Source organism: Paenibacillus sp. 4624 (genome assembly GCF_050435065.1).
Taxonomy (GTDB): Bacteria; Bacillota; Bacilli; order Paenibacillales; family Paenibacillaceae; genus Paenibacillus; species Paenibacillus amylolyticus_D.
This window is the reverse complement of record NZ_JBNDJR010000010.1, coordinates 1-17587: the sequence shown is the minus strand read 5'-3', so window position 1 is coordinate 17587 and position 17587 is coordinate 1. Positions and strand designations below refer to the sequence as shown.

Here is a 17587-nt window from a genome sequence, read left to right as displayed (position 1 = left end):
TCCAAACCATTGTAACCAATCCTTCGTGGATATGAAAGCTTCAACTTTTTGCCTAATACTCAGCCAAGCTTCTTCCGTTCTTTTCTTGTGCATGACAGTGGTTCCATATTCATCAGCCCACGGTCGGACAAAGCCAGCGCCAATTTGTAAAAAGCACGGGTGCGAATCTTGGTGTAGGTATCCTTGCTCACAGGCGGATCAAAAACATGGTTGTATATTTTATAATCAAAAACATCATCGTCCTTCATATATCGCTCCTGTACCAATACTCGTTCCTTCTCGCTAAGCCGAGATACGATATGATCGATGGTATCGCAGTAAGCCTGACGCGCACGCTGGACATCCACATTATAGATCGCTGTTCTTGCGGTAGAATCCCCCGTGACATTGGTAGCTCCATGCAAACGTTCCGTATAACTTGCGGTCACTTGCACCTCACGTTCTTCAAAAGCAATCGTTTTATAAATCCGATACTTCTCCAATACAGCCTCCACAGCTGCCTGCGTTTTACGACGATCCAATTCCGGTAACATCAATTCCATATTTGCCATCGTTGCCATAGTCATTCTCCTCCTCAAGTTGATTCCCTCTATATTTCATTCCATTTTGACAACCCATACTGATACTTAGACTAATCCTCATCCCCATCTTCTAGCGAAGACAGTCTCTCATATAGAGTTGTTCCGATTCTTCAAAACGTAACGTTTTTTGATTTTTTTCTTACGTTGCCTTTTGGAAACGAGTTCCTGTTTACACCATGTTCGCATTTTGTTCGTATTTCTATTAGAGGATACCACTTTCTGGAGAATGGAGTAAACCTTCATTTCGGGTCATTTAGACGATAAAATAAAACCTTCGCTCTCATTTTCTATACCTTTTGGCATAATTGTTTCATATCTCTTTACCTAATGGTATATATACGATATAGTACAGATAATTACTGAACTCGTATAAGTCATTTGTTTTTTATAAAGAAGTCCATGGCTCTGGGAATGACTCCACGTTAGCAGGCGCACAGACGTAGTGCAGGAGGCGGAATCAATTCTGGAGAAGCGGAGCGTTCGCCTTTATCACCGGATTTCTCCCTTTAAAGGAGAACATGACAGAAAATCCGGGGATAACAGCGATCGAAAGAATGATCCGCATCCGGAACGGGCAAGTTTGCAGAACGTCACATGAGCAGAACGAACGGACTTCTTTATAATCACAAACACTTATGACGAGTCGAAGGAGATGCATGAGTTGTGGAGCACGCTTTTGGTCCTTATATGAAACAGTTGCGAGAGCAACAGGGATTCAGCATCAATCAGCTCGCTGAAGCGGCTGGAATAAGCAATTCACAGATTTCACGGATTGAAAATGGTGTACGCGGGGTGCCTAAACCAGCAACCATCCGAAAGATTGCCAACGCACTCGCCGTACCTTACTCAGACATGATGAAACAGGCAGGTTATATTGAAACAGGACTTGAGGCAAACCATCAGGAAGTGCCGGAATGGGCAACTTACAAGGATCGCCGGGACTTTAAAAAGATGCTGGAGGATGACGACGATTTGATGTTCGACGGTATTCCGCTGGATGAAGAGGACAAGAAACGGATCAAAGACGTGCTGACCGGTTTGTTCTGGGAAGCCAAACAGATGAATAAACGGAAAAAGTCAGGCGAATCGGATCAACGCCCATGAGAACAGGACACGAGTTCAAACTTATTGAAACTGCAGGTGAGATCATATGGATGACATCGTAACCGAGCTGATTCGCAAACACCGAACCAACTGTCCGTTCAGCATTGCCCGTGCTGTAGGAATACAGATTCGTTTTACGAATCTGGGCAAATCCACGAAAGGGCTGTATTTCCGCAAACTTCGTCGCAGATTTATTGTGATACACAACGACTTGCCCCCCGAATGGCAGCGCTTTGTATGCGCGCATGAATTGGGGCATGACAGACTGCACAAAGGAATTAATCGTTTCTTCCTGGAGGAGCATTCCTATTTCGCTCCAGGCAAACTGGAGAGACAAGCCAATCTTTTTGCCATTCAACTATTGACGGCCGGAATCACACCGGAACCGGATGAATCTCTTGAGAAATTTTGCTTACGTACCGGACTGCCGCGTGAAGCGCAGCATTTTTTTTACAGCATTTAAGAACATATGTTCTTTTAAGTGTAGTGTTGAACCTGCTTTACAGGCAAAATCAGATGTAACTTTCAGGTTACTTATTTTTACGCAAATCACGAGATTTACTCATCATAGTCTGTTAAAATACTACATGAGCTGTATAAACGCTCTAATAGATTACTATTTTGGGAGGTTTCGGATTCATGAAAAACTGGAAAAACGTTGTTTCACTTCTGCTAACGGTTTGTTTACTGTTTGGCAGTGTAGGCATTGCGGCGGCAGCAACGGATTCTGCTCCAGGCACAGGTAAGCACATCACTATCCTACATACCAATGACATGCATGCCCGTGCAGTTGAACAGTCACCTGCTATGGGATTTGCAAAAGTCGCAGGCATCGTTGACAAATATCGCAGCGAAAATCCAAACACCCTCTTGCTGGATGCAGGCGATGCGGTACACGGTACCACATTTGCTACGCTTGTCAGAGGCGAGAGCATTGCCCAGGTCATGAACGAAATAGGCTATCAGGCGATGGTACCTGGTAACCATGAATTTAACTATGGCTCGGAACGTCTGATGGAGCTGGCGAAGATGATGAAATTCCCTATGCTCAGTGCAAACGTAAAGAAAAAAGACGGAACTCGTATCTTCGAACCTTACCTTATCAAAGAAGTTGATGGTGTGAAGATCGGGATTATCGCCTTGACTACACCAGAAACCATGTACAAAACGAACCCGAAAAACGTAGAAGGTCTGCAAATCACAGACCCTTCTGCCGAAGCTAAAGTTCTCGTGAATGAAATTCGTAGCAAAGTCGATGTTGTCGTTGTTCTTGGACACCTTGGACAAGATGTTTCCAGTACCGATACAAGCTTCAAAGTCGTTAAAGAGGTGCCAGGCATTGATGTGTTCATCGATGGACATAGCCATACCGTATTGAAAAACGGACTTGTATCTGATCATGGAACTTTGATTGCAAGTGCAGGTGAATATACGAATTATGTAGGTGTCATTGACCTGTGGGTAGACGGCGGCAAAGTTTCGAAGAAAACAGCAACATTAATGGATGAAACCGGGGCCAAAGACATTAAACCAAACGAGAACGTTGCCGCGCTCGTAAGTTCCATTCAGAAAAAACAAGAACCGATTCTGAAAGAAGAAGTAGCAAATACTGCCGTTCTGCTCGACGGCAAACGTGAGCAAGTACGCACTGGCGAGACCAATCTGGGTGACCTGCTGGCTGATGCAATCCGTGATGTCAGCAAAGCCGATATCGCATTGACTAACGGCGGAGGCATTCGTTCTTCTATCGAAAAAGGCATCGTAACTAAAGGCGATGTCATTACCGTTCTTCCCTTTGGCAACCAAGTTGTGACCCTTAATGTAAAAGGCTCTGATGTACTCGCAGCCCTGGAGAACGGTGTAGGCTCCTACCCGGAACCAAGCGGTGGATTCCCGCAAGTATCTGGGATCACATTCAAAATCGATGCCGCTGCTGCAAAAGGCAGCCGTGTTCATTCCGTAATGGTCGGCGATAAAGCTCTTGATCCAGCAGCGACCTACACACTTGCAACCAATGACTTCACAGCAGTCGGCGGTGATGAGTACACGATGTTCGCCAAGTATCCAACAACCGGTATGTACGGTGCACTGGATGAGGCGTTGATCAACTACATGCAAAAGCTCGGCGCAGTCGATATTAAAACCGACGGCCGTATCAGCGAAGGCAAGAAAGCTGCTGTAGAACCAGAAGCACCGGGTACTGAGGCTCCGGCCCCTGTGCCAGCACCAACACCAACCAAGCCTCAACCGGAGAAACCGGTCAAACCAGCACCAGGGAAACCAGCTCCAGCCCCTGCTAAATTGCATATTGTAAAATCAGGCGAGTCTCTGTACTCGATCTCCAAACAATACGGTACAACATGGCAGACCCTGCAAAAACTCAACAAAATTAAAAAACCACACTGGATTTATCCAGGTCAAACACTGAAATTGCCTGCTGCCTCTTAATCTGCAGCCATTTCAAATAAACGACAAAAGGGAGCCCTTGCCCAGATCACAGGCTAAGGACTCCTTTTCGTTTTCTTTTTCAAAAATAAATCCCTTGCATGCCACTTTCGACTTCAAAGTCGATGTCTACCCCCTGCTGAACTAGAACATATTTGCCTGTAACATCCGTACTTATGCGATTTACAGCATGGTTGAAGTACAATCACGCTTACGTTAGTTTTGCACACTTATACCCGTATCACTGCGATTAGCCAAGCTTACCGCAGCTTTATGAGCAAAAGCGAAATTAACCTAATCTTTATTTTCCAGCTGTAGTCACTTGGTATGATTATTTTCTGTAATTAGACTTTCTTTCTACTTCTAGAGTCCCGTTTTCCAAGGAACCTCTGGCTTATTCAGCTAAAAATAAAGATCGACATAATATTCAGTCCTATTATATAGGCAAATTTTATCTATCATAAACTACTGTGTTTTCTTCGCTTCTTATGCTACACCCTCGCTTAATCTCGGCGAATTTGCTCCTTCACGTAATTCACAGCTTCCTGTGCCTTCATACTGATTCGTTTCGTTTCGCCTGAAACAGCAAGCATATGGGCACCCAGTTCCACTTGTGCTTCGGCTGCTCCTCTGCCTACAACAATGTGTACAGGCAGTCCGATTAACTCGGCATCCTTGAATTTTACACCCGGGCGTTCATCCCGATCATCGACGAGCACACGAAATCCACAATCCATTAGCTGTTGCTCCAACTCAAGCGTTAGCTTCTGTTGATGCTCGTCTTTCCAGCTTACCGGGATGAGATGCACATCATAAGGCGCTACAGATACAGGCCACTGGATACCCTCTTCCGTCGCGTACTGTTCAGCAATAGCTGCCATTAAACGAGATACCCCGATACCGTAACATCCCATTACAGGTGCACATTGGCGGCCATTACGATCCAGGAAAGAAGCTCCCATGGCATCGCTGTACTTTGTACCCAGCTTGAATATATGCCCTACTTCAATACCTTTGGTGAACACAAGTGGTTCGCCACATGATACGCAACAATCCCCTTCAGCGGCAAAGCGGATACGCTCAACTTGATCCAGCGGAAAATCCACGCCTGGACGAACACCTGATAGATGCATGCCAGCCTCATTTGCTCCGGTCACTGCATGTTTCATGGTGGCCACATCAGCGTCTACCACCATACGCAGTCCAAGCCCCACAGGTCCAAGATAACCGACGGTGAGATTAGAATGCGCGGCGATAGTTGCATCGTCAGCCAGCTCCAGTTCCTCTGCGCCAAGCACCTGTTTCAAGGCAATATCGTTGAGTTCATGATCTCCACGGACAATTGCAGCGACAAGCTGACCATCCGCCAGATAAAGCAATGTTTTGACCATCTCTTCTGCATTCTTGCCAAGGAAAGAGCATAATTCTGCGATCGTACGAACACCTGGTGTCTCAACCCGTAACACTTCTGTGTGCTCATTAGCTTTTGGTTTATTCGTAAGGATAGCAGGTGCTGCGGATTGAAACGCCGCCTTCTCCAGATTTGCAGCATAACCACATGTTTTACACGTCACAATGGTATCCTCTCCTACATCAGCCAAAGCCATGAACTCATGTGTTTCGCCTTGTCCACCAATAGTTCCCGCATCTGCCTCAACCCGAAGGAAATCCAAACCACAGCGTTCCAGAATACGGCAATATGCTGTATTCATTACCTGATAGGTTCGATCCAGTTCCTCCCAATCCGATGCAAATGAATAGGCATCCTTCATGATAAATTCTCGGCCACGCAACAAGCCAAAACGCGGACGGCGCTCATCCCGGAACTTGGTTCCGATCTGATACAAGGTAAAGGGCAGCTTACGGTAAGAGTTGACTTCGTCACGAGCTAATGCTGTAACGACCTCCTCATGAGTCGGTCCAAGCGCAAACTCTCTCATGTGCCGGTCCTTCAGACGCATTAACTCTGGACCATATTGCGTGTATCTGCCGGATTCTTCCCACAACTCTGCTGGTTGCATAATTGGCAACAGTACTTCCTGGCACCCGGCACGATCCATCTCTTCCCGGACGATTTGCTCGACGTTCAGAAGCACACGTCGCCCGAGTGGTAAATAACTGTATATTCCCGCGGCCACTTGACGAATCATACCCGAGCGCAGTAGCAGGCGGTGCCCTGTTGCATCAGCTTCCGCTGGTGCTTCACGTAATGTTGGAACAAGCAATTCACTTTGACGCATCTTGAATACACTCCTTGTTTATCAGATGGGTAAGCACTACGCACATGAAGTCTTGAACAGCAAAAAGACGCATTCGTCAGGGACGAATGCGTCGTGGTACCACCCTTATTTAACTGTATTCAGTCGTTTCATGTCTCTTGCTGCTAACATACAGTCCTTTGGGGCGTAACGGACCCTTCCGGCAAAGGTTGCAGCCTGTTATGAGACAGACATTCCCCTTTGCAGCTAACGAGGTAGGAATTGCGCAGCAGCAACAGGAATGTTACAGCAATCCATTCCCTCTCTGTTGAAGCGAGCCTACGTAATTATGTCCTCGATAAACGCTATTTTTCATTTTTGATCACATTAGAACATTTACACGAACTTGTCAATAAATACAATTAAACGAATGGGTCACTCGAAACCATTATGCCAAGATCCTTCAGGCAAAATTCATAACAATGGCTGACACGGCCCCAGGTTCACTGTAGAATAGAGATTAACATTTCACGGATCTAACATACAGATCCATGAATGGAAATTTGTATCCTTCATAAAGGAGTTTATCTTATGCCCTATATTATATATGATCTTGAATTTACAGTAAGCCGCAATACACGCTACTCCTCTGAAATTATTGATATCGGTGCCGTCAAAGTGAGCCAGAACCCGGATACAGGTCTTACAGTCACCGACACCTTTCATACGTATGTTCGTCCATCTAACAAATCCGTCTTGTCCACCGACACCGTTCAGTTCACAGGAATCACACAGAAGGACATCGATGCAGCCCCGCTTTTCCCGGCAGCACTGAGTCAGTTCATCGATTGGATGGGCAATGAGCCTTATTATATGTGCTCTTGGGGACCAGATGACCGTAACAAACTCATCTCCCATTGCCGAACACATCAGCTGGACGTGGCCTGGATTACTAATCATAATGATTTACAGCAGCAATGGTCGCGGGCCATGCACAAAGAAGGAAAGTTCCGGCAACTCGGGCTTGCCCAGGCTCTTGAACTTTGCGGAATTGAGTTTGACGGTACACAGCACCGTGCTTTGGATGATGCCATTAATACTGCTAAAGTGTTTATGCACCAGTTCGACAAGTTCAAACTGGAAAGTAACTGCGCAGCGGATGATGAAGGCGTTGCTTCCAAAGTGGTTTACTCCAGTACTGTGGATGATGAGGAAAAGGAATCACCGTTTGGCAATCTTGCCAATCTCTTTAAAGCCAAGGAGTAAGACGACTTCCAGACGTTAAACCTGTAATCTGAAGTTTATTTTGAATTGTACACTTGCCGCCAGCGCTCCAAATGTTCTTGCATCAGCGTACGACAATGTTCCGGTTCCAGGATTTCAGCCTCTGGTCCGTATCTGGATATCCACACGAAAAACCCCTCAGCATCACTCACTACAGTTTCAAACAATAGGGTACCTTCAGGTTCTCTGGTCAGAACGGGGCGTACAAAAAAGCGTTCCTGCATCACGCGGTCCACAACTAGGGAAGAAAATCGGATTTTAACCACGGTCTCTTCTGTACTTCCTCTCGAAATCCAGGCAGTACGGAAATAAGACTGGATTAAATAATCATTTTTGCGGAAGGTACGTGGAATGATTCGTAAATCGTGCAACCGGTTAACCTGAAACGTTCTCATGCTCTCGGAGAGATGGCAATAAGCTAACAGATCAAATTGATATTCCCGAGGAATCAGGCAATATGGATCAAAGCGAATCATCTCCATTTCTCCCTGAGACTGATACTTCCCTTCCATGCTGTTTTGTGAAATCCCTGCTTGAAGCAACAAAAGGAGCGAATCACTCGGTTCATCTCCGTCATTGTTTTGCCAGACGATTCCTCCCTCTTTGAACATTCCTCTGATCTGCTCAGCCCATTCCACTCGCTCGGTTTTATTCTTCTGACTTGAAGCTACCACTTTTTCGTAGGCACTCTCAAAGGCAGGCTTTAGCAGCGGACGAATATCTTCCATAACGTCTGCAAGCTGTATGAAAGCCTGAGCTTCCTCGTCAGACCAATTAAGCGGATACATGGCAAAATGGCTGATAAACATGTACCCTCTTCCGTGTCCCATATTGGCAATCGGAATATGCATTGCACTGAGGGCCTCCATGTCACGGTATATCGTCCTTTCCGTTGTCTCGCACCGCTCCGCAAGCTCCCGAGCCAGAATACCTGGCTTGGCTTGTACCAGCGTGATAATGCGCATTAATCGGATTAGTCGGTCTGTCATTTGGCCAGGCCCTCCATGATGTTGTTTCAAATAGTGTGATACAGCTCCATCCTCAACCGATATAGTATGGATATATACATTCGACTTGTTGTTTAACTTCACCTTCAAAACTTATGTAAACTGGTTCTCTCTGTACGGTTACCACTTGATTACGTTATCATTCACCTAACATTGCTCTTTGAGGATTATGGTGACCTGTTGTAAACGTGATTCCATAATGATAACGAAGCTTCTCGACAATCTCGGCTTCTGTAAAATAATCCATGTCCTGTTTGCGTGCAGCTTCGATAAGCAGTGCATCGGCATGACGGCGCAGCATCTCGCTCCCTTCCTCGATGCGGCCTCGTTCGTAAGCACGTAGAGCCTGCTTGAGTAATGGTACGGTTTCATTCAATTTAATCGTTTTCTCTACTTTCGGGTCTTCAGGCTGCCTTAGCATCCCCAGGTGACTTGTATACTGAATATAGAGTTGCTCCCGACGTAGAAGCACACGCTGACTTTGCTTTAACTTCCGAGTACTCCAATAGGCAGAACATATCGCTGCTTTTCCTGAGAGATGCGGTCCTACGGCAAATTCCAGCAGAATCTGTTTGCTTTCTCCCTTGAGTACATCGCCAAGTCGCAGTACCCAGCCAATATCCGTTTCTTTGGATCGGCATCCATAGATGCCTTTAAGCTGGACACCAAATTCCGGTTTGAGCAAAAGCTCTAAATCTCTCGACATAATTTTGGGTGCTATTTTCCTAAGTCTTTTGGCAGGGGCTCCGTAACGCCACTCTACCATCATATATACGGGATCGGCTCCCCCTGTCGGTATGGCCTCTTTATTCCACGAATAAGATACTTCAAAGACTGAGTTCACTGGTAGTCTCTCCCCCGATTTATGTGTATTATCTTCTAAGTTAGCAGGGTGAATGGACACTATATTGTCACGGAACATATGTTCCCATTACTTTTTTCCATTATATTAGTTTTATTCCCCTTGATCCGCCTAGAAGCGACAATAAACGACGAAAAAGCTTGGCTAATAGCCAAGCTTTTCACACCTTTCTCTATGACAAGTCCCAACTTAAACAGCTGGATGATTATGCTCCATTTTGTGCATATACTGCGCATTATCCGTTTCAGCAACCGGTGCATAAGTTACACTGTCAATAATCAGTTTGCGTCCGACTGGCTCACCATTTAAAGTAATCATGATCGTTTTCGTTGACGTGCTCTGGTTTGATACGTACATATTATTCTACTCCTTCATTATTTGCGATCTTATTCAAAATCGAAATATATTAATTTTAAGCATTACATTGCATATTTGTGAACAGGATATACCCGGAACGGGAGTAAATCTTTGTGTTTGCTCTGTCCGGGGTACTGCTATTCTTGTATTACCCGCTGATTTTTAAATTAAAACATTTGCTTTTACCAATTCTTCGCGAGACATTCGGGTAATAAAACGTAATCCTCTTGAACCCAACACCAGGTTTTTGACGTATAATGAAAGAGCGAGGATTCAACAAATGACGACGAAATCAGCTCTGAATCGATCTTACCGAAGAGAGAGGTGTCATTCATGCCAAAATCCATTCAGGGATATTTCATTCGGGTGTTTGTCTCCACATGCATTCTATTTACAGTCATACTCGGTTCTACTGCAAATGCAGCGAGTGCGAATATATTCTCGGATATTTATAACGGTTGGGAGCGTGTGTCGGAACTACCCGGGGAAGTGAACGCATTACAGGAGAGTTACAAGCAAACACTGGAGCAACTAAACCAAACCTCCGCCCAGCTCGGACAAGCCCAGGCGAATGTGGAAGCATTCAAAGCACAAAATGATCAACTCCTGGCTCAGAACCAGAAGCTGACCGAAATGGTCAGCAAACTTCAAACTGAACAGGATGCCAGAACAGCCACCGCACAGCGAATTCAAACCATGGTGATCACCATTGTTGCTCTCATATTGGGTTACTTCCTTCTGATTCGCGTGATGCGCTGGGGAATGCGTCGCCGATCTGGCCGACTATAAAAGAACAGGAGTTACTGCATGCATATACATCTGAACCATGCTGAAGCTGGCGGAGCCGGACAAGTGGTTACATTTTCACTGATCCAGGATGACCGCCTCCATATTCTGCATCCGCAGCAAATCGTTGCTTTTCGCGGGCCCAGCAACAGCAGACAAGATAAATTCATGAATATTTCGGGTATGTATCGCAAAAAAAAGCTGATTAAATCAGAAATTACCGGCCCATGTCAATTTGTAGCTGCCCTTCCTCCGGGATTCACTATGAAAGAAGTGCAGCTTACAGAACACAGTGATCTGCTTTATGATTTTCGCCATTTGTTCTTCTATTCTGATGGTGTCACCATGCAGACCAAAATTCAAAAGATCAAAAATATGCTGATTACCCGGGATGCAGTGAAGATGAAGTTTGCAGGCAAAGGAACCATTGGATTGCTCACACAAGGTCAGGTATGTCAGCAAGAACTGCATCCCACTGCCCCGCTTTATGTAGATGCTGGGAGCGTCATCGCCTACCCCGAGAATGCTCATCTGGAATTAACCGTATACGGAAACAACCTGGCCAGCCAGCATATGAACTATCATTGGAAAATGACAGGACAAGGCCCGGTGCTTTTTCAAGCGGGACGGGAAAACTACAGACTGCAACAGGACATCAATGACGAAGGTTTATTCAAACGTATATTAAAAGAAGTCATTCCTTTTGGTAACGTCATTATTAAGTAAATATGGATTTTAAAAAATGTGCCGATCCGGTAAATGATATGGTATACTGAACCCGGACAATTAAAGAAGAAAATCCATGCCTATGGCATGGGAGAGGTTCGCGAACTCCCTCTACAAGACTTGACCTGTGTATGGTCGCTACAGTCTTGCGTACTGATTTCCGTGATTAAACGTAGCTTTTACATGCTTTAGGCTTAAAGCTTAAGTTGTAAAAGGATACGGGCTGACGCGGTGTGCGTAAAAAACTAAGGACACTTGCTTATAGCAGCTTTTTTTAAAGCGGTTATTAAGAAGGTGTGTTTTTTGATGGATGCCAGTTCATGAACTTCTCTGTTCTTCCGACATTTCTTGCTTATATGCAGGGGTGATCTCAAGAAGATGGAGAGGTTTTTTTATGTTGAACAAAGAAAAAGCGGTCGTTGTATTCAGCGGCGGCCAGGACAGCACAACGTGTCTGTTCTGGGCAAAAAAACAATTTGCCGAAGTTGAAGCGGTTACGTTTGATTACGGGCAGCGCCATAAGCTGGAGATTGAGTGTGCAGCAGCGATTGCCAAAGATTTGGGTGTGCAGCAAACCGTACTGGATATGAGCTTGCTTAACCAGCTCGCACCAAACGCTCTCACACGTTCCGATGTGGAAATTGCGCATGAAGAAGGCGAACTACCCAGCACATTTGTTGACGGAAGGAACTTACTGTTCCTCAGCTTTGCCGCCATTTTGGCAAAACAAAAAGGCGCTCGCCACTTGGTAACAGGTGTTTGCGAGACAGACTTCAGCGGGTATCCCGATTGCCGGGATTCATTTGTAAAGTCGATGAATGTAACTCTTAATCTGTCGATGGACTACCCATTTGTTATTCATACGCCATTGATGTGGCTGGACAAAGCTGCAACATGGAAGATGGCCGATGAACTGGGTGCTTTCGATTATGTGCGCGAACGTACTCTGACTTGTTATAACGGCGTCATCGGTGACGGGTGCGGTGAATGCCCGGCTTGCAAGCTACGCAAAGCCGGATTGGATCGTTATGCAGAGGAACGTGCAGCCACTTGTACTACTGCACATTCCACTGGAGTGGATGCATGATGAGAGAACCCGGAACGTTTCGCATCGTTGAACGCTTGCAGCGAATTGATCAGGATATTCTACCCACACAGCTGAGATATCACCGCAAACGTGTGCTGGTCAGCAAAGAATTTACTTTTGATGCAGCACATCATCTGCACTGCTATGAAGGCAAGTGCAAAAATCTGCACGGGCATACGTATAAAGTGGTTTTTGGCATCAGCGGTTATCCGGGTGAAACCGGGCTGACGGTTGATTTTGGACATATCAAGGACATCTGGAAAAGCCGGATTGAAGGTTACCTGGATCATCAATATTTGAATGAAACATTGCCTCTCATGAATACGACGGCTGAAAATATGGTGGTCTGGCTATTCGAGCAGATGGAACATGCTCTACAAACGGAGCCTTATGCCGGGCTCACAGACGGAGCCCGCATGGAATTCGTGCGACTCTTCGAGACTCCGACCAGTTATGCTGAAGCAAGACGGGAGTGGATGATCGATGAGTAAGGAAGCACGGATCCCTGTTATGGAGGTTTTTGGTCCGACGGTTCAAGGCGAAGGCATGGTCATCGGGCAAAAAACGATGTTTGTGCGCACCGCGGGCTGCGATTATCGCTGCTCCTGGTGCGACTCGGCCTTTACCTGGGACGGCAGTGGCAAGGACCAGATTCGCATGCTGACGCCGGAGGCGGTATGGGATGAACTGCGCCGCCTGGGCGGCACGCGTTTCTCCCATGTAACCCTCTCCGGCGGCAACCCCGCCCTGCTCGCTTCGCTGGGCGGGCTGGTTGCCCTGCTGCGTGAGCACGGCGTCCGCACCGCGGTTGAGACGCAGGGCTCACGCTGGCAGTCATGGCTGGCGGACATTGACGAAGTCACCGTCTCGCCCAAGCCACCCAGCTCAGGCATGGACACCGACTGGGCTGTTCTGGACGATGTGATCAGCCGTCTGGCTGCTGGCCCGGCCGATCGAAGCCATAGTCTGAAGATCGTGATCTTCGATCAGACAGACCTGGACTATGCCCGCCGTGTGCATGCACGGTATCCGGGCACAGCTTTATTTTTACAAACGGGGAACCCCGATGTTTCTTCGGCGGATACGCCGGATCTTGCGGCTTCGTTGCTGGAGCGTTACGAATGGCTGATTGATCAGGTAAGTGCCTCGGACGATCTGAACAACGTGCGCGTGCTTCCGCAGCTTCATACGCTGGTATGGGGGAATAAACGCGGGGTTTAACTATATACGAGATTATAATACGAGGCCTACGGCTTCAATTGAATACGAGGAGTTTATTTTAATGAGACAACCTGACGAGATGCAAGATGTAACATTGCTGGGCAACCAGAATGTGAAATATACGTTTGAGTATGATCCTGGTATTCTGGAGAGCTTTGATAACAAGCATCCGTACCGTGATTATTTTGTAAAATTCAACTGCCCGGAATTCACCAGTCTGTGCCCGATTACGGGTCAACCGGACTTTGCGACGATCTATATCAGCTATATTCCCGATATCAAAATGGTTGAGAGCAAATCGCTCAAACTATACCTGTTCAGCTTCCGCAACCATGGCGATTTCCACGAAGACTGTGTGAATATTATTATGAACGATTTGATCAAGCTGATGGACCCGCGCTTCATTGAAGTCTGGGGCAAATTCACTCCGCGCGGCGGCATCTCCATCGACCCGTACACCAACTACGGCAAACCTGGAACGAAATACGAGCAAATGGCTGAACACCGCATGATGAACCATGACATGAATCCGGAGACGATTGATAATCGTTAATTTGAGTCTGTAGATACTATTATTAGCGGGACTCTTCAAGGCTGAAACAGTCCTGATTTCACGGTTTGAAACGATGAATCCCGACTTATTGGCAATGATTTTAACCTTCAGCCTTGAAGGAATGAGTACGAAACGGATAAAATGTCAGTATGGTACATGTGGAGTTTTGGGAATGTTGTGATAAACTGTAATCAATAAGGATTATAAAAAAGAGTAAGGATGCATCAACATCCTCACTCTTTTACAACAGCCGCTTCAAGGGCGGTGGCTGTAACCGGTAACTGAAATAGACCATTACCTTAGTCGGGGCGGTCTATTTCTTTTTGTTTTGATTATTCAATGCAATGACGATCGTTACAATCAGTCTAATCAAGGTTACTGTAAACCCTGCAAAACTGATCATCAGCGTCAGTACATCTTTTATCTCCACAGGCATCACCTCCTTACACAGGAGACCTAGGACGTGTCTTGAAACCTACTGAAGTGCATCTTTTACTGCCTTTTCGCCCCCTCCTGCGTCACTTTCCCTTGACGTGCCCCGGCACGCCTGCAGAAAACTTCCTTGCTTGGAACGAAAATTCAGCAAAATCTGCTTCCTTCAGCGTTTTCAGACACGCCCTAGCCGACCACCCATTCAAGCCATTCTGTTGTTGTAACTTCCTTCTTTGTTCCCCTTGTCGCTTCTTGCAATCTATCCTATTATGTAACAATATGCTTAATTGCATATAATCTAACATTAGGCGCTGATCCCTCGTGACCGCGACCAAAGGAGAACTGAACATGTCTACACAAACCACATTAGCCAAGGACGCCGCAGCGCGTTCGAAAGCCCCACCCGGATTGGATGCTCAAAGCACCGTATACCGGATACTTATTGCCATCAGTCTGGTGCATCTGTTCAACGATTCCATCCAGTCTGTCATTCCGGCAATATTTCCTATCTTAAAAGACTCCATGCATCTAACGTACACTCAGATTGGCTGGATCGCTTTTGCGATCAACTTTACCTCATCGATTATGCAGCCTGTTGTCGGCTGGTTTGCTGATAAAAAACCTACTCCGTCGATCCTGCCGATCGGGATGGGTTTCACATTTACGGGCATGTTGCTGCTCGCCTTTGCGGACAGTTATGTGATGGTGCTCATCTCCGTCATTTTTGTTGGACTCGGCTCCGCGGCTTTCCATCCGGAAGGCTCTCGGGTATCCCACATGGCCGCGGGCCAGCGCCGCGGACTGGCACAGTCTATTTTTCAGGTAGGCGGTAATGCTGGACAATCCCTTGCACCGCTGCTTACACGCTGGATTTTCATCCCGTTTGGGCTGTTTGGTGCCATTGGCTTTACGGGTATTGCCGCAATGGGAATTGCCGTACAGCTCTACGTCGCACGTTGGTATGGTCAGATGTTGCAATCCGGTTCCTATTTGCGTAAACAAGCGGCTGCCCGTCGCGCTCCCAATCCAGCATTGCGTCAAAAGATTGCTGCCGCGATTACGATCCTGATTCTGCTCGTATTTGTCCGTTCGTGGTACGTAGCTTCGATCGGCAGCTTTTACGCCTTTAATCTGAAAGATACATTTGCTTTATCTACGGAAGACGCGCAAATTTATATTTTTCTCTTCCTGGCTGCCGGTGCACTGGGTACCTTCTTTGGCGGCCCGCTCGCAGACCGATTCGGTAAACGTAACATGATCTTTCTATCCATGGCCGGAGCTGCACCGCTCGCGCTGTTGTTACCTTACGCCAATTTGTTCTGGACGGGCGTACTGCTGACGATTATTGGCTTTATCATGTTATCCAGCTTCTCCGTTACTGTGGTATACGCTCAAATGCTCATTCCGGGCAAAATCGGAACGGTTTCCGGTCTGATTACTGGTCTTGCCTTTGGGATGGGCGGTCTTGGGGCACTCGTGCTCGGGAACTGGATCGACGTCTTCGGCGTTTCACCCGTCATGCAAATATGCAGCTTTTTGCCGCTCATTGGTATCTTTACGTTCCTGCTGCCATCTGACAAGTTGCTCAATCGTTGGGCACAGGAAAACGGTAGTGAGGAGTAAGTTCTTTCGGCTACATCCTGGTTTTGATATGGGGTAATGTAAGAGTGATGAAATAGTTTCTCTCGAGATCGTTAAATTTCCAAAAATTCGCTTCCGCTCCTGCTTATCAAACACAAATAAAAAGGTTCCCGTCCGTATCTGAATTCATCCAGATCGGCAGGAGCCTTTTTTCATCATATCGTCCTATCTTAAGACTCGCTTCCCTAGTCATCTAGAGTAATCTCAACCTACAACTAACAGCCTGAGGCGGATTTGTCTATTTCAAGCGTTGCAAAATCAGCCGTTTTTTGTACAGCATTTTACCTGCCTCAGCGACGTCCTGAATTGTATTTTTGTTGCTGACGGAGCCGAAGATCATCCCCGCAACGGGTATTAACTGGAATAACTTTTTCCAGCCAAAAGACTCACTGTACGAGTTAAACACTTCACGCCATCCTTGCATCTGAGACACCACTTCAACTTGCTTGTCTGGATTATCGTAGTCAGCCAGCTCATCAATGATGGCTTTCTTGCCCACAATATCGGCGGAAGAGAATTGCAGACACTTCACGATAAAGATACGCTCCAGCGGATCATCGGGATCATACCCGTAACACAGCGCCATCTCTTGAAGTACTTTTAATGAAAGTCCCATTACCAGTGGAATGTCCGCTGCGATCGTTACGATGCCTCCAAATCCTGTCGCGGCTCCTTGTGCCGCAGCAAATTTGCTTCGACTTTCGGTGATGCTATCCGCCACACGGTCCAGCACCTCAAGCGGTAGTTTTTCCACACTCTGAATTTGGGCAGTGTTCTCCATATCCGTATCCTGCTCTAATTGGTAGATATAATCCGTTGTTATGGGGTAACCCGAGCGCTCGGCTTCCTCTCGCAGGAGCTTGGCTACTTTTTTCTTCTGAACAAGAAACTTGCCACCCGTCTGTAGATACTGGCCCACTTCGTTCAGGGCGTCGCCTATCTTCTGTTTGATCGCCTTCGGCATCACTTTATCCAACATGGCAAATGGCAACCGCCCAATCTTGTCCCATATGAACAAATCCTTCTGTTCCTTCTCCCATTTTAAAATCTGCTCAAGCTCCCCATCTAATATCTCGCGTGATTCCATATGTAATCCTCCTTAAGGTGGTAGTGTGCTCCAAAAATTCTGAATCTGACCTAGCTCATTCTCAGCTTAACACATCATAACGAAACACCGGAAATATGTAGAAAACAGTTTAAACTGAGGAGTTTTGGTTTTGGTTTTGGTTTTGGTTTTGGTTTTGGTTTTGGTTTTGGTTTTGGTTTTGGTTTTGGTTTTGGTTTTGGTTTTGGTTTTGGTTTT

General features: G+C 46.4%; 18 protein-coding genes. 11 read left to right on the top strand and 7 right to left on the bottom strand.

Annotated features, from left to right (window positions below; genetic code table 11):
• Positions 1-59: 59 nt before the first annotated feature.
• Complete coding sequence (locus ABIE27_RS21280) at positions 60-542, bottom strand: ArpU family phage packaging/lysis transcriptional regulator (RefSeq protein ID WP_123063418.1); 483 nt, start codon at positions 540-542, stop codon at positions 60-62.
• A 702-nt stretch (positions 543-1244) separates the two neighbouring features.
• On the opposite strand from ABIE27_RS21280, the gene ABIE27_RS21275 reads away from it, so the two are divergent.
• The 3 genes from ABIE27_RS21275 (at position 1245) to ABIE27_RS21265 (ending at position 4133) form a co-directional block, all read left to right on the top strand.
• A complete protein-coding gene (locus ABIE27_RS21275; RefSeq protein WP_275670028.1) occupies positions 1245-1685 on the top strand; it encodes a helix-turn-helix domain-containing protein in 441 nt (146 codons plus the stop codon).
• A gap of 46 nt (positions 1686-1731) precedes the next feature.
• Positions 1732-2148: an ImmA/IrrE family metallo-endopeptidase gene (locus ABIE27_RS21270; protein WP_123063170.1), complete on the top strand. Its 417-nt coding sequence runs from the start codon at positions 1732-1734 to the stop codon at positions 2146-2148.
• A gap of 176 nt (positions 2149-2324) precedes the next feature.
• Positions 2325-4133 carry a 5'-nucleotidase C-terminal domain-containing protein gene (locus tag ABIE27_RS21265; protein WP_429351426.1) on the top strand — a complete coding sequence of 603 codons (1809 nt, stop codon included), beginning with the start codon at positions 2325-2327 and terminating at the stop codon, positions 4131-4133.
• Positions 4134-4633: 500 nt separating this feature from the next.
• On the opposite strand, the gene ABIE27_RS21260 is transcribed toward ABIE27_RS21265, so the two are convergent.
• Positions 4634-6370 carry a proline--tRNA ligase gene (locus ABIE27_RS21260; RefSeq protein ID WP_429351425.1) on the bottom strand — a complete coding sequence of 579 codons (1737 nt, stop codon included), beginning with the start codon at positions 6368-6370 and terminating at the stop codon, positions 4634-4636.
• A gap of 549 nt (positions 6371-6919) precedes the next feature.
• On the opposite strand from ABIE27_RS21260, the gene ABIE27_RS21255 reads away from it, so the two are divergent.
• A complete protein-coding gene (locus ABIE27_RS21255) occupies positions 6920-7594 on the top strand; it encodes an exonuclease domain-containing protein (protein ID WP_429351424.1) in 675 nt (224 codons plus the stop codon).
• A gap of 35 nt (positions 7595-7629) precedes the next feature.
• Here ABIE27_RS21255 and ABIE27_RS21250 read toward each other — a convergent pair whose 3' ends face one another.
• From ABIE27_RS21250 to ABIE27_RS21240, 3 genes are all read right to left on the bottom strand, one after another.
• Positions 7630-8601, bottom strand: coding sequence for a helix-turn-helix transcriptional regulator (locus ABIE27_RS21250; protein WP_123063166.1), 972 nt, complete (start codon positions 8599-8601; stop codon positions 7630-7632).
• A gap of 157 nt (positions 8602-8758) precedes the next feature.
• Positions 8759-9463, bottom strand: a complete 705-nt coding sequence (locus ABIE27_RS21245) for a hypothetical protein (protein WP_123063165.1) — start codon at positions 9461-9463, stop codon at positions 8759-8761.
• Positions 9464-9670: 207 nt separating this feature from the next.
• Positions 9671-9838 carry a hypothetical protein gene (locus ABIE27_RS21240; protein WP_192895061.1) on the bottom strand — a complete coding sequence of 56 codons (168 nt, stop codon included), beginning with the start codon at positions 9836-9838 and terminating at the stop codon, positions 9671-9673.
• Positions 9839-10171: 333 nt separating this feature from the next.
• Here ABIE27_RS21240 and ABIE27_RS21235 point away from each other — a divergent pair, with 333 nt between their 5' ends.
• From ABIE27_RS21235 to queF, 6 genes are all read left to right on the top strand, one after another.
• Positions 10172-10627, top strand: coding sequence for a hypothetical protein (locus ABIE27_RS21235; RefSeq protein ID WP_123063164.1), 456 nt, complete (start codon positions 10172-10174; stop codon positions 10625-10627).
• An 18-nt stretch (positions 10628-10645) separates the two neighbouring features.
• The gene (locus tag ABIE27_RS21230) at positions 10646-11350 is read left to right on the top strand and encodes an AIM24 family protein (protein WP_123063163.1); all 705 of its coding nucleotides are present in this window, start codon (positions 10646-10648) and stop codon (positions 11348-11350) included.
• A 397-nt stretch (positions 11351-11747) separates the two neighbouring features.
• Positions 11748-12437 (top strand): 7-cyano-7-deazaguanine synthase QueC, encoded by a 690-nt coding sequence (gene queC, locus ABIE27_RS21225; RefSeq protein WP_429351525.1) that lies wholly within the window; start codon positions 11748-11750, stop codon positions 12435-12437.
• Positions 12437-12928, top strand: coding sequence for a 6-carboxytetrahydropterin synthase QueD (queD, locus tag ABIE27_RS21220; protein ID WP_429351423.1), 492 nt, complete (start codon positions 12437-12439; stop codon positions 12926-12928). Before queC ends, queD begins: the two co-directional genes overlap by 1 nt.
• Positions 12921-13658, top strand: coding sequence for a 7-carboxy-7-deazaguanine synthase QueE (queE, locus tag ABIE27_RS21215; protein ID WP_123063162.1), 738 nt, complete (start codon positions 12921-12923; stop codon positions 13656-13658). The genes queD and queE overlap by 8 nt, the downstream gene beginning before the upstream one ends.
• A gap of 61 nt (positions 13659-13719) precedes the next feature.
• A complete protein-coding gene (gene queF, locus ABIE27_RS21210) occupies positions 13720-14211 on the top strand; it encodes a preQ(1) synthase (RefSeq protein ID WP_110897191.1) in 492 nt (163 codons plus the stop codon).
• Positions 14212-14524: 313 nt separating this feature from the next.
• Here the strand turns inward: queF and ABIE27_RS21205 are convergent, their stop codons facing one another.
• Entirely contained in the window at positions 14525-14641 is a 117-nt protein-coding gene (locus ABIE27_RS21205) for a putative holin-like toxin (RefSeq protein WP_240036669.1), read from the bottom strand.
• A gap of 350 nt (positions 14642-14991) precedes the next feature.
• Between ABIE27_RS21205 and ABIE27_RS21200 the strand changes: the two genes are divergently transcribed.
• On the top strand, positions 14992-16266 hold the full coding sequence (locus ABIE27_RS21200; protein WP_123063159.1) for an MFS transporter: 1275 nt from the start codon (positions 14992-14994) through the stop codon (positions 16264-16266).
• 256 nt (positions 16267-16522) lie between these two features.
• On the opposite strand, the gene ABIE27_RS21195 is transcribed toward ABIE27_RS21200, so the two are convergent.
• The gene (locus tag ABIE27_RS21195) at positions 16523-17371 is read right to left on the bottom strand and encodes an EcsC family protein (protein WP_123063158.1); all 849 of its coding nucleotides are present in this window, start codon (positions 17369-17371) and stop codon (positions 16523-16525) included.
• Between the last annotated feature and the right edge of the window lie 216 nt (positions 17372-17587).

What these genes read in the sequence shown, in the direction of transcription:
- ABIE27_RS21260 (WP_429351425.1), bottom strand. Translation starts at nt 6,370, where the DNA reads ATGCGTCAAAGTGAATTGCTTGTTCCAACATTACGTGAAGCACCAGCG.
- ABIE27_RS21230 (WP_123063163.1), top strand. Translation starts at nt 10,646, where the DNA reads ATGCATATACATCTGAACCATGCTGAAGCTGGCGGAGCCGGACAAGTG.
- ABIE27_RS21280 (WP_123063418.1), bottom strand. Translation starts at nt 542, where the DNA reads ATGGAATTGATGTTACCGGAATTGGATCGTCGTAAAACGCAGGCAGCT.
- ABIE27_RS21195 (WP_123063158.1), bottom strand. Translation starts at nt 17,371, where the DNA reads ATGGAATCACGCGAGATATTAGATGGGGAGCTTGAGCAGATTTTAAAA.
- ABIE27_RS21235 (WP_123063164.1), top strand. Translation starts at nt 10,172, where the DNA reads ATGCCAAAATCCATTCAGGGATATTTCATTCGGGTGTTTGTCTCCACA.
- ABIE27_RS21250 (WP_123063166.1), bottom strand. Translation starts at nt 8,601, where the DNA reads ATGACAGACCGACTAATCCGATTAATGCGCATTATCACGCTGGTACAA.
- ABIE27_RS21200 (WP_123063159.1), top strand. Translation starts at nt 14,992, where the DNA reads ATGTCTACACAAACCACATTAGCCAAGGACGCCGCAGCGCGTTCGAAA.
- ABIE27_RS21270 (WP_123063170.1), top strand. Translation starts at nt 1,732, where the DNA reads ATGGATGACATCGTAACCGAGCTGATTCGCAAACACCGAACCAACTGT.
- queE (WP_123063162.1), top strand. Translation starts at nt 12,921, where the DNA reads ATGAGTAAGGAAGCACGGATCCCTGTTATGGAGGTTTTTGGTCCGACG.
- queF (WP_110897191.1), top strand. Translation starts at nt 13,720, where the DNA reads ATGAGACAACCTGACGAGATGCAAGATGTAACATTGCTGGGCAACCAG.
- queD (WP_429351423.1), top strand. Translation starts at nt 12,437, where the DNA reads ATGAGAGAACCCGGAACGTTTCGCATCGTTGAACGCTTGCAGCGAATT.
- ABIE27_RS21240 (WP_192895061.1), bottom strand. Translation starts at nt 9,838, where the DNA reads ATGTACGTATCAAACCAGAGCACGTCAACGAAAACGATCATGATTACT.
- ABIE27_RS21265 (WP_429351426.1), top strand. Translation starts at nt 2,325, where the DNA reads ATGAAAAACTGGAAAAACGTTGTTTCACTTCTGCTAACGGTTTGTTTA.
- ABIE27_RS21255 (WP_429351424.1), top strand. Translation starts at nt 6,920, where the DNA reads ATGCCCTATATTATATATGATCTTGAATTTACAGTAAGCCGCAATACA.